The following is a 14,241-nucleotide window of genomic DNA, read 5'->3' as shown; positions in this document are numbered from 1 at the left end:
CGACGGGCCGGTGCCGGAGGTGGTGCTGACACGGGACGGACAGCGTGCGGAGCGCGGCCTACGCTGGCCGGGTGGTGCCGGTCAGTCCAACACAGCGGGTCCTCTCCCCCGACGACGTGGTCGACTTCGTCCGGTCCTCGTTCGGGCCGGACCGGCGGGTGGCGGACTGCGGGCCGCTCTCCGGTGGCGGCTTCGCCGCGGTGTGGTGGGTCCGCCTCGACGGCGAGCGGCCGGGAGCGGGCCGCGTGGCACCAGGTCACCGCGACGTGGTGCTGAAGGTCGCCCCGCCGCCCACCGCGCGGCTGCTGCGCTACGAGACCGACCTGCTCGCCGCCGAGGCCCGATACTTCCGGCTGGTCGCCGAGCGGGCGCCGCGGGTGCCGGTGCCGCCGGTGCTGCACCACGGCCGGGACCGGCGGCTCGGTGAGTGGCTGGTCACCGGCCGGCTGCCCGGCCGGGCCCTGCCCGACCTAAACGGTGACGACGGGCCGGTCCGCGCCGACCTGGGCGCGGCGACGGCCGCCCTGCACCGGGTCACCGGCGACCGGTTCGGCTATGACGCCGGCCGCACCGGCGGCGCGACCTGGTCGGCTGCGTTCACCGCGATGATCAACGACCTGATCGCCGACGCGGCCGACTGGCAGGTGCCGCTGCCGGTGCCGCCGCAGCGGTTGCGGGCACTCGTGACCCGGCACGGCGAGGTGCTCGACACGGTACGCCGGCCGGCGCTGCTGCACTTCGACTGCTGGGACGGCAACGTCCTCGCCGACCGGGACGCCGACGGCGCGTACCGGATGCGTGGGCTGGTCGACGGCGAGCGGTTCCTCTACGGTGATCCGCTGCTCGACCTGGTCTCACCGCTGCTGTTCCGCCGCGCCGAGGACGAACCGACGCACCCGTTCCTGCGCGGCTACGCCGAGGCCACCGGTGTGCCGCTCGCCTTCGACGACGGAGCACGCCGCCGGCTCACGCTGTACCGGATGCACCTGCACCTGCTGATGACCGTGGAGATGCCCAGCCGGGGCATCACGCCGAAGATCGACCCTGGCCGGCACGCGCTGCTGGCCGAGTTGCTCGACCGCGACCTGGTCGAGCTGGCCGCGGACTGAGCCGACGGCCCAACGGCCGGCCGGACCAGTTGGCCGGGCCGGCAGTCGACCACCGCTGGAGGTGCCGCTGTTGCGAGACCGTCACGCCAACCTGGCGCGTATCCGGTCGCTCGACCCTGAGCGTGACCACCTGGAGATCTACCAGACGATGCTGCGCCACGAGTTCTGCTGGGATCTGCGGCTCGGGCTCAACCTGGCGTTCAACCGCTCCTTCTCGATTCCGGAGATCGCCGCCGTGCACACCGCCACCGGTGAGCTGACCCAGCGGACCCGCAAGCGCATCGACGACACCGGGCTGTTGATGTACGAGATGGTGCTCAACGGCTTCGACCATCCGCGCGGGCGGGCCGCGCTGCGCCGGGTCAACCAGATCCATCGCCCGTACGGCATCGGCAACGACCACTACCGGTACGTGCTCGGCTGTCTGGTGGTGATCCCGACCCGCTGGATCGACCGGCACGGCTGGCGTCCCACCTGCTGTCACGAGCGGCGCGCCACCCATGCGCTCTACCGGGAGCTGGGCCGCCGGATGGGCATCACCGACATCCCGGAGACCTACCAGGAGTTCGCCGACTGGTTCGACGCCTACGACGCGGCGCACCTGCGCCCCAACGACGACGCGGCGGCGATCGAACGGGCCACCCGGGAGCTGCTGCTCGGCCGGCTGCCCCGCCCGCTGGCTCCGATCGGCGACGCCCTGGTCGCCGCGCTGTACGACGACCGGCTGCGCGCGGCCACCCGGGTCGCCACCCCGGCCTGGCCGGTACGCGCCGGACTGCACGCCGGCCTGCGCGTCCGGGCGTGGCTGCTGCGCCACCTCGGCCGGCCGCGCACCGCGCCGCTGTTCGCCGGCGGCGTGATCAGCACCCGGACGTACCCGGACGGCTACACCATCGACCAGCTCGGCCCGGCCGACACCACCGATTCGCGGACGACCGGCGGCGGTGCCGTCACCGCGAGCCGCCCCGATCCCGACTGACGGCGACGGCCGGTCGGGATCGAGGTCCGCCGGCGGTCAGGACGGTGCGAACCGGGCTAGCGGGTTGGTCAGGGCACCGACCAGTTGCAGGGCCGCCGACGGGTCGGCCAGGTCGACCATCTGCTGGTTGTCGCGCAGTTGCAGCCGGTTGAGGCAGGACAGTGCGAACTCCGGGGCGAACAGGTCGTAGCGGGCCAGCCGGTCGGCCAGGTGCGGTACCCGGCCGGCGTACTCGGTGGCGCAGTCGGCCACGGTACGCCAGAACTCCTCCTCGCCGAGGACGCCCTGGTCGGCAAGGGTCGCGCCGAGGAATCGGAAGAAGCAGTCGAAGACGTCCGTGAAGATCGACAGCAGCTTCATGTCCTCCGGGATGTCGGCCCGGATCCGCTCGACCGCCGGCGGCAGCTGCGCGTCGGCTCCCATCACCACGATCTCCTCGGCGATGTCCTTGAAGATCGCGCGCTCGACGACGCCGTCGCGCAGCACCAGGATGACGTTCTCGCCGTGCGGCATGAACGCCAGGTCGTAGGCGTAGAAGGCGTGCAGCAGCGGGGTCAGGTAGGCGGTCAGGTAGCGGCGCAGCCACTGCGCCGGTGCCAGCCCGGAGGCCGCGATCAGCTCGGCGGCGAACGACCGGCCGTCGGCGTCGACGTGCAGCAACGACGCCATGGTGGCCAGTCTCCGGCCGTCCGCCAGGTCGGGTACCGGGCTCTCCCGCCACAGCGCGGCGAGCATCTTCCGGTACGGGGAGTAGCGGTCGGTGGCGGCCTCGTACTGGCGGTGCCGGTAGCCGACCGCGGCCCGCTCCCGGATGATCGTCAGTCCGGTGGCCCGGAACACCTCGTCGCCGTCGATCAGGTCGGCCAGCCAGTCGTTGATGGCCGGGGTGGCCTCCATGTACGCGGCCGACAGGCCCCGCATGAAGCCCATGTTCAGCACGGACAGCGCGGTCTTGACGTAGTGCCGCTCGGGGTGGCTGACGTTGAAGAAGGTGCGGATGGACTGCTGGGCGAGATACTCGTCGGGGCCCTCGCCGAGGCAGACCAGCCGGCGACGCGCCACCTCGCCGGCGAAGGTGACCGACAGCTTGTTCCACCACTGCCACGGATGTACCGGGATGAGGTGGTAGTCGGCGAGGTCGAGGCCCAGCTCGGTCATGGTCGCGGCGAACCGGGCGAGGGTCGCCTCGCCCAGTTCGGTGCGCAGCAGCGTCTCCCGGTCCAGGTCCGCCGAGCTGGTGAAGGTGGCGTGGTCGCGGTGGGCGGCGAGCCAGATCAGCCGTACCGGGTGGGCCGCCTCGGGGGCGTACCGGTGATACTCGTCGACGCCGAAGCCGAGCCGTCCGTTGTTGGCCACGAAACAGGGATGACCCTCGGTCATCGAGGTCTCGATGGTCTGGAAGTCGGCCGCCACCAGCTTCGCCGCGCCGGGCAGCGCCCGGTCCAGCTTGTACGCCAGGCCGGCGAGGGTGGACGTGATCTCCTCGAGGTAGACCGGCAGGATCCGGTCGGTGAGGCCGAGCGCGTCACGCAGGTCGAGGCAGAAGTCGACCGCGTCCAGCGGCAGCGACTCACCGTCCCGGTGCCGACTGATGCTCTCCGGGTCGATGTCCCAGTGCTCCAGGGTCATCACCCGGGCCGCGAACCGGTACCGGACCGCGCCGGAGGCGGCGGTGACGGTGTACCAGCGGCGGCCGGTGGAGTCGGCGGCCGAGCCCTCCGGTTCGGGGGTGAGCAGCCGCTCGTGGCTGAATTCGGCCAGCGCCTTGCGTACCAGCAGGCGGTTGGCCCGCTCCCAGGTTTCCGGGCGCAGGTGGGCGACCGGGTCAGGCGTGGTCACGGTGATGCTCCTTCGTCTCGGTGCCGGCCGCTGCGGTCACGTCGGTGGCGGCGCGGAATCCTTGCCGGGTGCAGATGCTCAGCAGGGCGATCTTCTCCGGCTTGGTGACCGGTCCGACCACCTCGAAGCCGACCGCCGCGTTGAGCGCCTGCACGGCGGTGTTGCGCACGTCCGGCTCGACCACCACCCGTTCGGTGGCCGGGTCGGCGAACAGCCAGGCCATCACCGTGGTGATGACGGCCCGGGTGAAGCCGGACACCGGGGTGGCGGTGGGTGCGCAGAGGAAGTGCATCCCGACGTCGCCGGGCCGCGCGTCGTGCAGGCCGACCAGCTCGACGTGCGCCGGGTCGTACCGTTCGGCTAGGAAGGCCGGCTCGCCGCGCCACAGGCCGAGGTACGCCTCGTGGTGCGGGTGCTCGGCGATCCGGCGGTACTCCGCGGCCACGGCGTCGAGGTCGGCGTCCTGCATCAGCCAGAACGCCGCCTTGGGGTGGGTCACCCACCGGTGCAGCAGCGGCGCGTCGACGGCCACGTCGATCGTACGCAGGGCGAACTCGCCGAGTCGCCGATCATGGCGGACGTGGACGAGCTGGGTCACCCCGGCACCCCGAAGTCCTGGAAAGTGATCGACTTCTCGATGGGGTACGGCTCGCGGCCGAGCAGTTCCCGGATGATCCAACTGTTGCGGTACGGACCCATGCCGAGGTCGGGCGAGGTGACGCTGTGGGTGTGGGTGCCACCGTTCTGCAGGAACACGCCGCGCCCGGTGGAGTCCACACTGTAGTTGCGGGCGACGTCGAGCCGACCGTGGTCGTCGAAGCGCAGCCGGTGCCGGATCGGCTCCAGGAACGCGGGTACCTCGTACCGGTACCCGGTGGCCAGCACCAGCCCCTCGGTGTCCAGGGTGAAGTCCCGCTCCTGCTCGACGTGGCGCAGCCGAAGGGTGTGCTTCCCGGTGCTCTCGTCGTACGTCACCTCGGTCAGCTCGGTGTTGGTGAGCAGCCGGGTGTTCACCGGTCCGTCGACGCTGCAGGCGTAGAGCAGGTCGTAGATGTCGTTGACCAGGTCGGCGGAGATGCCCTTGAACAACCCCTTCTGCTCGGCCTCCAGCCGGTACCTGGTGGGCTCCGGCAGCGCGTGGAAGTAGTCCACGTAGTCCGGCGAGGTCATCTCCAGCGTGAGCTTCGTGTACTCCAGCGGGAAGAAGCGCGGCGAGCGGGTCACCCAGTTCAACTGGTAACCGTGGGTGCCGATGTCGCCGAGCAGGTCGTGGTAGATCTCGGCGGCGCTCTGCCCGCTGCCGACGACGGTGATGCTCCGCTTGGCCCGCAACGCGTCCCGGTGCGCCAGGTACCGGGAGTTGTGCACCGCGTCGGAGGTCAGGCCGGCGCAGGCGTCCGGCAGGTGCGGCGGGGTGCCGGTGCCGAGCACCAGATGCCGGGCCCGGTGGGTCACGACGGCACCGTCGACGGTGGCGGTCACCACGTAGCGGTCGTCGGTCGGGTCGTACTCGACGGCGGTGACCTGGTGACCGAAGCGCAGGTTGGGCAGCTTGGCGGCGGCCCAACGGCAGTATGCGTCGTACTCCACCCGCAGCGGGAAGAAGTTCTCCCGGATGTAGAAGGGGTAGAGCCGGCCGATCTCCTTGAGGTAGCTCAGGAAGGAGAAGGGCGAGGTGGGGTCGGCGAGGGTGACCAGATCGGCCAGGAACGGCGTCTGCAACCGGGACGACTCCAGCAGCATGCCGGGGTGCCAGGAGACGTCGTCGCGGGCCTCCAGGAACAGCCCGTCGAGTTCGGCGATGGGTGCGGTCAGGCAGGCCAGGCCGAGGTTGTACGGCCCGAGGCCGATCCCGATGAAGTCGTAGCTTCGCATCCGGCCCTCCAGGCTCGGGTTGGCAGCTGGCATGGTCAGCCGACCGGGCAGGTCAGGTCGGCGGCGGGCACGTGTTCGTGCAGGTAGCGCCCGGCGTGCTCGGCGATCAGGTCCAGCACGTAGGCGACGTCGGCGACAGTGGTGGCCGGGTTGAGCACGGTGAACTTGAGGTACTGGCGGCCGTCGACCTTGGTGCCGGCGACCACGCCGAGGCCGGAGGCGGCCAACGCCTCGCGGGCGCGCAGGTTGGCCGCGTCGGTCAGGTCCGGGCCCGGCCCGCTGGGTCGCCAGCGGAACACCACGGTGCTCAGCTGCGAACGGGTCAGCACCTCGAATCGCGGGTCGGCGGCGACCAGCTCCCACGCCTGCGCGGCCCGGTCGCAGACCTCGTCGAAGAGTTCACCGACCGCGTCGGGCCCCATCACCCGCAGGGTCAGCCAGAGCTTGAGCGCGTCGAACCGGCGGGTGGTCTGCAGGCTCTTGTCGACCTGGTTGGGGATGCGCTGGGCGACCGTCCGGGCCGGGTTGAGGTAGTCGGCGTGCCAGGTGGCGTGCCGCAGGGTCCGCCGGTCACGGACCACCAGGGCGCTGGAGCTGACCGGCTGGAAGAAGGACTTGTGGTAGTCGACGGTCACCGAGTCGGCGCGCTCGATGCCGTCGAGCAGCTGCCGGCGGGTCGGCGAGACCAGCAACCCGCATCCGTACGCGGCGTCGACGTGCAGCCACACCCCGGCCGTGGCGCACACCTCGGCGATCTCGTCGAGCGGGTCGATGGTGCCGAAGTCGGTGGTGCCGGCGGTGGCCACCACCGCCATGACGGTCAGGCCGGCCCGCCGGCAACGGGCGATCTCGTGCCGGACCGCGCCCGGACGCATCCGCCGGTCCGGGCCGGTCTCCACCACCACGACCGCGTCCGGTGCCAGGCCGAGCAGCTTGGCCGCCTTCTGCACGCTGAAATGACCGGCCGCCGAGGCGATGATCCGCAGCTGGGGCAGCAGGATCCGCCGGTCGGCGGGGGTCGCGGCGGCCAGCGCCTCCTCCCGGGCCAGCAGCAGGGCGTGCAGGTTCGACTGGGTGCCGCCGCTGGTGAAGACCCCGTCGGCGGCCGGACCGAGGCCGATCCGGTCGGCGGTCCACTCGACGAGCCGGCGCTCGATCAGGGTGCCGCCGGCGCTCTGGTCCCAGGTGTCCATCGAGGAGTTGACCGCGCTGAGGACCGCCTCGCCGAGCAGTGCCGGAATCACCACCGGGCAGTTGAGGTGGGCCAGGTACCGGGGGTGGTGGAACCAGACCGCGTCGCGCAGGTAGACGTCCTCCAACTCGTCGAGCGCGGCGGTGGTGTCGCCCAACGGCCGGTCCAGGTCGATCGCCTCCACCTGGGGGGCGAGTTCGTCCGGGCGTACGCCGGTGAACGGTCCGGTGGCCTCGGCGATCCGCCGGGCCACCCGGTCGGTGCCGGCGGCCACCGCCCGGCGGTACTGCTCGACCGTGTCGTCGCTGAGCAGGTGGGCCCGGGCGGGTGTGGGGCCGGGCCGCAGGGGGGTCGGCGTTGCCTCGGCGGTGTGCACCGGCAGGGTCATGGACGTGTCCTCCACGCTCAGCGGTTCGGTTTTCGGGCAGCCGGAACGGGCCGCACGACAGGTGGGCGGCGCTCGGATCGGGTCTGGCAGGGCGGTGGCGGGGCGGCCGGTGCTGACCGCAGCCGGCCGCCCCGCCCAGGTCAGGTGAGCTTCTTGGCGCCCTGGATCGCCTTGGCGAGGTTCTCCAGCAGCGGCGCCGCGCCGGCGTACGAGAAGCGTGGCACCGCGTCCCACGGCGTGACCTGCCCGGCCTGTACGGCGGGCAGCTGCTTCCAGGTGGGCTTGGCGGCCAGGTCGGTGGGTTGCAGGGCGGTGCCGCGGTTGTCGAGCAGGATCAGGTCGGCGGCGAACTTTCCGGCGTTCTCCCAGCTGAGCGCCTCGAAGTAGTCACCGGCCTCCAGCTTGGTCGGCACCACGATGTCGACGCCGAGTTCGGCGAAGTACATCAGGTCGGTGCTGACCTTGGGGTTGGAGACGTAGAACAGGTCGGGGCTGCCCGAGGCGGCCATCACCTTGATGCCCGGATTTGCCGCGACGGCCTGGCGTACCGCCTCGGCGGCGGCCTCGAACCGCGCCTTGGCGTCGGTGACCTTCGCCGCCGACAGGTCGGCGCCGAGGGACTCGGCGAGCTGGGCGTAGCGCTCGATCGGCTTGGTCATCGGCACCCGGGCGGTGGTGATGGTCACCACCGGTGCCAGCGGCAGGATCTTGTCCTTGCTCTCGTCCGGGACGTACCAGTAGGCGCCCGGGTCGTACATGTGGGTGACCAGCAGTTCCGGGCGCAGGGCGGCGTACTTCTCGACGCTGAACTCGCCCCAGACGTTGCCGAGGATCTCGACGCTCTCCACGTCCAGGTCGCCGGCCTGCGGCTCGACGCTGCCGTCGGCCTTCCTGGTCTCGCCGAAGACCCCGACGATCTCGCTTCCGAGTCCGAAGTCGACGAGCGCCGCGGCGGAGCCGGTGAAGGCGACCACCCGGTCGGGCCGGGCGTCGGCGGTCACCGTCTCGGGGCGGTCGTCGGTGAACGACCAGGGCCCGGAGCCGTTGCCGGTGTCGGTGCCGGAGGTGTCGCCACGGCCGCAGCCGACGAGCGCGGCGGCCATGGCGGCGCCGCCGATGGCGAGCAGCCCCCGACGGGAGAGGCGACGGGCGGAGTGGTGCTCAGACATGCGTCTCGTCTTTCGATCAGGGTCTCGGACCATGGACAGCCGGGGTTAGGCTAACCTAACCTAACTTCCTGCCTACACTCGGCTCCTGTCAAGTCCCGACGGCGTTTCGCACCACACTGGAGTTCACCCTGTCCGTCATCGAGTCGCCACCCCGCGAGCAACCGACCCGGCCGACCACGGCACCCCGGCAGCGCCGCAACGCCCTGCGCGCCGGCGGTCTCCTCGTCGCCGCGCTCGCCCTGCTCGCGGTCGCGGCGCTCAGCATCGCCGTCGGCGCCAAGCCGATCCCCCCGTCCGACGTCTGGCACGCCCTGACCGAACGCGACGCCGCCGAGTACACCGTTGTACGGCAACTGCGGCTGCCCCGTACGCTGCTCGGTCTGCTGGCCGGTGCCGCGCTCGGCGTGGCCGGCGCGGCGATGCAGGCCCTCACCCGCAACCCGCTCGCCGACCCCGGCCTGCTCGGCATCAACGCCGGGGCCGCCGCCGCCATCGCCACCGCCACCGCCCTGTTCGGCCTCGGCGGCGGCACCGGGCAGGTGTGGTTCGCCCTGCTCGGCGCCGCCGCCGTCACCGTCGGGGTGTACGCCGTCGGTGGCGGTCGCGCCGCGACCCCGGCCCGCCTGGCGTTGGCCGGCGCGGCGCTCAACGCGGCCCTCTACTCCTACGTCAGCGCGGTGATGCTGCTCGACGCGGCCGGCCTGGAACGGCTGCGCTTCTGGACCGTCGGCTCACTGGCCAGCGCCGACACCGGCACGGTGCTGCGGGTACTGCCGTTCATCGCGGTCGGGCTGCTGGTCGCGCTGGCCGCCGCCCGTCCGCTCAACGCCCTCGCCCTCGGTGACGACGCCGCGCAGGCCCTGGGTGCCCGACCGGCCGTGGCCCGAGCCGGTGTGATCATCGCCATCACCCTGCTCTGCGGGGCCGCCACCGCCGCGTGCGGACCGATCGTCTTCGTCGGTCTGCTCGTGCCGCACCTGGTCCGCGCCCTCACCGGCCCCGACCTGCGCTGGCTGCTGCCCTACTGCGCACTGCTCGCCCCGGTGCTGCTGCTCGGCTCCGACGTGCTCGGGCGGGTCCTCGGCCGCCCCGGCGAACTCCAGGTCGGACTCATCACCGCGGTCGTCGGCGGTCCGCTGTTCCTGGCGCTGGTGCTCCGGACGAGGACGATCCGATCATGATCGTGATCCGTACGCCCGCCCGGCTCTCCGTCCGGTTGCGTCCCCGCGTCCTCGCCGTCGGCACGGTCTGCCTGCTGCTCACCGTCGGCGTCGGCGTACTGGCCATCGGGCACGGCGAGTACCCGATGTCACCGATCGACGTGTTGCGCACGCTGACCGGTGGCGGCAGCCCCGCCGAGGAGTTCATCGTCACCCAGCTGCGGCTGCCCCGGCTGGTCACCGGACTGGCCGTGGGCACCGCGCTCGGCCTGGCCGGAGCGGTCTTCCAGTCGCTGGTCCGCAACCCGCTGGGCAGCCCGGACGTGCTCGGCTTCACCCAGGGCGCGGCCACCGGCGCGCTCGTCGTGGTCGCCGTCGGCGGCAGCAGTGCCGCCCTCGCCGGTTCCGCGGCCCTCGGCGGGGTGGTCACCGGCCTGCTCATCTACCTGATCGCCTGGCGGCGCGGCGTGCACGGCTACCGGCTGGTCCTGGTCGGCATCGGCATGTCTGCCATCCTCACCGGCGTCAACGGCTACCTGATGACCCGGGTACCGCTGATGAGCGCCTCCCGGGCGATGCTCTGGCTCACCGGCAGCCTCGACGGTCGCGGCTGGTCCGACGCCGCACCGCTGCTGGCCGCCCTCGCGGTACTGGTACCGGCGCTGCTGGCCTGCGCGCCGGCGCTGCGGATGACCGAGTTGGGCGACGACGCCGCCAGCGGGCTGGGGGTCAGCGTGCACCGGCTGCGGATGCTGCTGCTCGCCGGGGCCGTGCTGCTGGTGGCGCTGTCCGCGGCCGCCGCCGGACCCGTGCCGTTCGTCGCGCTCACCGCCCCGCACCTGGCCCGACGACTCACCCGGGCGCCCGGGGTCACCCTGCTGCCGGCGGCGGTCGTCGGCGCGCTGATCACCGTCCTCGCCGACCAGGTCGCGCTGCGCGCCCTGCCCGGCCAACTACCGGTCGGCGTGGTGACCGGCGTGATCGGCGGCGGCTACCTGGTGTGGCTGCTGGCCACCGAGCGCCGGGCGGGCCGGCTGTGACCGCCCGGCAGTCCGGCGGACCGGGCCGGACCAGCGGGTCGGTCCTGACCACCACACCTCAGAACGGAGCAACAAGCATGTCGACCTCCCGGCTCGGTGGCGACGGGCTGCGGCTCGCCTACGACCGACGCGTCGTCGCCGAGGACCTCACCGTCGCCGTGCCCGACCGCTCCTTCACGGTCATCATCGGCCCGAACGCGTGCGGCAAGTCCACCCTGCTGCGGGCGCTGTCGCGGCTGCTGAGGCCGACCGCCGGGGCGGTGCTGCTCGACGGGACGGACATCCACCGGCTACCCGCCCGCGCCGTGGCCCGTACGCTCGGGCTGCTGCCCCAGTCGCCGATCGCCCCGGACGGCATCGACGTGGCCGAGCTGGTGGCCCGGGGGCGCTACCCGCACCAGGGGCTGCTGCGACAGTGGTCCCGCGACGACGAGCGGATCGTCGCGGAGTCGATGGCCGCCACCGGCGTCGACGACCTCGGCGACCGGCTGGTCGACGAACTCTCCGGCGGCCAGCGGCAGCGGGTCTGGCTGGCCATGGCGTTGGCCCAGCAGACACCCCTGCTGCTGCTGGACGAGCCGACCACGTACCTCGACATCGCCCACCAGATCGAGGTGCTCGACCTGTGCGCCCGGCTGCACGAGGAGCAGGGTCGCACGCTGGTCGCGGTGCTGCACGACCTCAACCACGCCGCCTGCTACGCCACACACCTGATCGCGATGCGTGACGGACGGGTGGTGGCCGCCGGCGAACCCCGCCGGATCGTCACCGCCGAACTCGTCGAGGAGGTCTTCGGCCTGCCCTGCCGGGTCATCGACGACCCGGAGACGGGCACCCCGCTGGTGGTGCCGGCGGCCCGTGCCCGAGCGCGCGCCGGTACGGTGACGCGGTGAACGCCCGCCGCTACCGCGACGGCTACGGCGTCCCCCACCTGCGCGCCGACGACCACCCGTCGCTGGCCTACGCCCAGGGTCGGGTCACCGCCCTGGACCGGGCCTGGCAGATCGAGGTGGAACGGCACCGGTCCCAGGGCACCTCCGCCTCCTTCCTCGGTACCGAGGCGGTGGCCTGGGACAGCTTCGCCCGCCGGGCCCGGCTCGCCGACACCGCGCGACGCTGCCACGCCGCCCTCGACCCGGGCACCGCCGAGTGGGTGGGGCGCTACGTGGACGGGGTCAACGACGGGCTGTCCGCCGGTGCGGCACGGGCCCCCGAGTTCGCCGCCACGGGCCTACGGCCGGGGCGTTGGCAGCCGTGGACGCCGCTCGCGCTCTGGCTCGGACATCACGTGCTCTTCGCGGGTTTCGGCACCAAACTCTGGCGCGACCACGTGGCCCGTCGGCTCGGCCCGCAGGCCGCCGGCCTGTTCGCCGTCGACAACCAGGTCACCTCGGGCAGCAACGGCTGGCTGCTCGCCGCCGACCGCACCGCCACCGGCGCCGCCCTGATCGCCGGTGATCCGCACCGGTTCATCGAGGCGCCCGGCATCTACCAGCAGATCCGGCTGGCCTGCCCGGAGTACGACGTGCTCGGCTTCGCGGTGCCCGGCATCCCGGGCATCCCGCACTTCGGCCACGCCGGGGCGGTGGCCTGGGCGATCACCAACGCCATGGCCGACTACCAGGACGGATACGCCGAACGGCTGCGCCGCCGGGGCGACCGGGTCGAGGCGTACGGGCCGCAAGGGTGGCGGCCGGCGCACCGGCACGTCGAGACGATCGAGGTGGCCGGCGCCGCGCCGATCGAGGTCGAGGTGATCGAGACCGAGCGGGGGCCGCTGGTCTCCGGTGGACCGGACGACGACCCGGCCATCACGGTCAGCCTGCGCTATCCGCCCCGTGTCCTGGGTGAGCTGGGCTTCGGCGTCCTGCCGGCGCTACTGCGGGCGCGCACCGTCGACGATGTCGACGCGGCACTCGACGACTGGGTCGAACCGGTGAACGTGGTCCTCGCGGCCGACACCGCCGGCCGGCTGCTGCACCGGGTGGCCGGGCGGGTGCCGCGACGCCACCCCGCCAACGGGCTGGGGGTGGTCCCCGGCTGGGAGGCGAGCCACGCCTGGCAGGGCTGGCACGACATGCCGAGCAGCCCGGTCGGTCAGGTGGCGGTGATGGCCAACGAGCGTGGCCTCGCCGCCGGGCTCGGTGTGGAGTTCGCGCCGCCGTACCGGGCCGACCGGATCCGCCACCTGCTGGACACCACCGACGACTGGCGTGCCGAGCAGCTCGCGACCGTGCACACCGACACCCACCTGGCCGCCGCCGGCCCGCTGCTGGACCTGCTCGTCCCGCTGGACGGGCTCGAACCGGCCGCCGCCGAGCTGCGGGAACGTCTGCTGACCTGGGACCGCCGGATGGACGCCGACAGCGTCGACGCCGCCGCCTTCGCCGACCTGCGGGCCGCCGTGACCCGCCGGCTCGCCGCCCACCCCGCCCTAGCGGCGCTTGCCGAACCACCCCCCTACCCGGAGGTGTTCCGGCCGTGGCTGGGCCTACCGGCCCGCGTCGGGTACGCGGTGACACCGCTGCTGCACGCCGACCTTCCCGGCCTGGATCAGGCCCACCTGCTGCGCGAGGCCCTGACGGAGGTGGCCGCCGCCGGCGACACCCACCGCTGGGGCGAACGGCACCGGCTGCTGCCATGGCGGGCCCTGCCGGAGCCGGCCGCGTCGCCGGGGCCGCAACTGTCCGGTGACCACGACTGCGTGCTGGCCACCTCGAGCGTCCCCGGGGTCACCGACCTGTGTCTGCGCGGGCCGGCGGCCCGCTACGTGTGGGACCTGGCCCGGCGGGACGACAGCCGCTGGGTGGTGCCGTTCGGCGCCGCCGGCGCCGGACCGCACCGCGACGACCAACTGCCGCTGTGGTTGCGCGGCGACCTGATCCAGACCAGCTGCGACTGGGACCGGCTGACCGAGGAGCACGATGACTGACCGCCACCACTACGAACGTCACGTGCCCCGGTTCGGTGTGGTGGCCTTCCGGCCGGTCGAGCCGGACGCCGACGCCGAGGTGATCCACTCCTGGGTCAGTCAGGAGCGGGCCCGGTTCTGGGGGATGCGCGACGCCGACCGGGAGCGGGTCGCCGAGATCTACCGGTACGTGGACTCGCTGTCCACCCACCACGCGTACCTCACCCTGCGCGACGGGCACCCGGTGGCGCTGTTCCAGACCTACGAACCGGAGCACGACCCGGTCGGCAGGTGCTACCCGGTACGCCCCGGCGACCACGGTGGACACCTGCTGATCGGCACCCCGGTACGCCCCGAACCGGGGTTCACCGGCACGCTGCTGGCCGAGTTCGTCGCCTTCGTCTTCACCGACCACCGGCGGCTACGACTGGTGATGGAACCGGACGCCCGCAACGACAAGGCGATCGCCCGACTGCGCCGGGCCGGCTTCGTCGACGGTCCGCTGATCGACCTGCCCGACAAACGCGCCCGGCTGATGTTCCTCGACCGCCCGTCGGCGTAGCCCCACATGCGGCATGT

Annotated in this window: 12 protein-coding genes; 7 read left to right on the top strand and 5 right to left on the bottom strand. The window is 72.8% G+C overall.

Going from position 1 to position 14,241, the window contains the following annotated elements:
* Positions 1 to 71: 71 nt before the first annotated feature.
* Entirely contained in the window at positions 72 to 1,109 is a 1,038-nt protein-coding gene (locus O3597_RS09595; RefSeq protein ID WP_281603893.1) for an aminoglycoside phosphotransferase family protein, read from the top strand.
* Between the two features lie 70 nt (positions 1,110 to 1,179).
* Positions 1,180 to 2,088: an oxygenase MpaB family protein gene (locus O3597_RS09590; protein WP_281603892.1), complete on the top strand. Its 909-nt coding sequence runs from the start codon at positions 1,180 to 1,182 to the stop codon at positions 2,086 to 2,088.
* 36 nt (positions 2,089 to 2,124) lie between these two features.
* Here O3597_RS09590 and O3597_RS09585 read toward each other — a convergent pair whose 3' ends face one another.
* From O3597_RS09585 to O3597_RS09565, 5 genes are all read right to left on the bottom strand, one after another.
* Positions 2,125 to 3,927: an IucA/IucC family siderophore biosynthesis protein gene (locus O3597_RS09585; protein ID WP_281603891.1), complete on the bottom strand. Its 1,803-nt coding sequence runs from the start codon at positions 3,925 to 3,927 to the stop codon at positions 2,125 to 2,127.
* Positions 3,914 to 4,525, bottom strand: a complete 612-nt coding sequence (locus tag O3597_RS09580) for a GNAT family N-acetyltransferase (protein WP_281603890.1) — start codon at positions 4,523 to 4,525, stop codon at positions 3,914 to 3,916. Before O3597_RS09580 ends, O3597_RS09585 begins: the two co-directional genes overlap by 14 nt.
* Complete coding sequence (locus O3597_RS09575; protein WP_164449821.1) at positions 4,522 to 5,802, bottom strand: SidA/IucD/PvdA family monooxygenase; 1,281 nt, start codon at positions 5,800 to 5,802, stop codon at positions 4,522 to 4,524. The genes O3597_RS09580 and O3597_RS09575 overlap by 4 nt, the downstream gene beginning before the upstream one ends.
* A 35-nt stretch (positions 5,803 to 5,837) precedes the next feature.
* Entirely contained in the window at positions 5,838 to 7,382 is a 1,545-nt protein-coding gene (locus O3597_RS09570; protein ID WP_281603889.1) for an aspartate aminotransferase family protein, read from the bottom strand.
* Between the two features lie 140 nt (positions 7,383 to 7,522).
* Positions 7,523 to 8,551, bottom strand: a complete 1,029-nt coding sequence (locus O3597_RS09565) for an ABC transporter substrate-binding protein (protein ID WP_281603888.1) — start codon at positions 8,549 to 8,551, stop codon at positions 7,523 to 7,525.
* Between the two features lie 68 nt (positions 8,552 to 8,619).
* Between O3597_RS09565 and O3597_RS09560 the strand changes: the two genes are divergently transcribed.
* From O3597_RS09560 to O3597_RS09540, 5 genes are all read left to right on the top strand, one after another.
* Positions 8,620 to 9,732, top strand: coding sequence for an iron ABC transporter permease (locus O3597_RS09560; RefSeq protein ID WP_281604506.1), 1,113 nt, complete (start codon positions 8,620 to 8,622; stop codon positions 9,730 to 9,732).
* Complete coding sequence (locus O3597_RS09555) at positions 9,729 to 10,751, top strand: iron chelate uptake ABC transporter family permease subunit (RefSeq protein ID WP_281603887.1); 1,023 nt, start codon at positions 9,729 to 9,731, stop codon at positions 10,749 to 10,751. Before O3597_RS09560 ends, O3597_RS09555 begins: the two co-directional genes overlap by 4 nt.
* A gap of 77 nt (positions 10,752 to 10,828) precedes the next feature.
* Entirely contained in the window at positions 10,829 to 11,644 is an 816-nt protein-coding gene (locus tag O3597_RS09550; RefSeq protein WP_281603886.1) for an ABC transporter ATP-binding protein, read from the top strand.
* Entirely contained in the window at positions 11,641 to 13,683 is a 2,043-nt protein-coding gene (locus O3597_RS09545) for a penicillin acylase family protein (RefSeq protein WP_281603885.1), read from the top strand. The genes O3597_RS09550 and O3597_RS09545 overlap by 4 nt, the downstream gene beginning before the upstream one ends.
* Positions 13,676 to 14,224, top strand: coding sequence for a GNAT family N-acetyltransferase (locus O3597_RS09540; RefSeq protein ID WP_281603884.1), 549 nt, complete (start codon positions 13,676 to 13,678; stop codon positions 14,222 to 14,224). The genes O3597_RS09545 and O3597_RS09540 overlap by 8 nt, the downstream gene beginning before the upstream one ends.
* Positions 14,225 to 14,241: the final 17 nt, after the last annotated feature.

Origin of the sequence: Verrucosispora sp. WMMA2044 (genome assembly GCF_027497155.1) — a bacterium.
Lineage (GTDB): Bacteria > Actinomycetota > Actinomycetes > Mycobacteriales > Micromonosporaceae > Micromonospora > Micromonospora palythoicola.
This window is presented reverse-complemented; position numbering and strand designations above follow the sequence as displayed.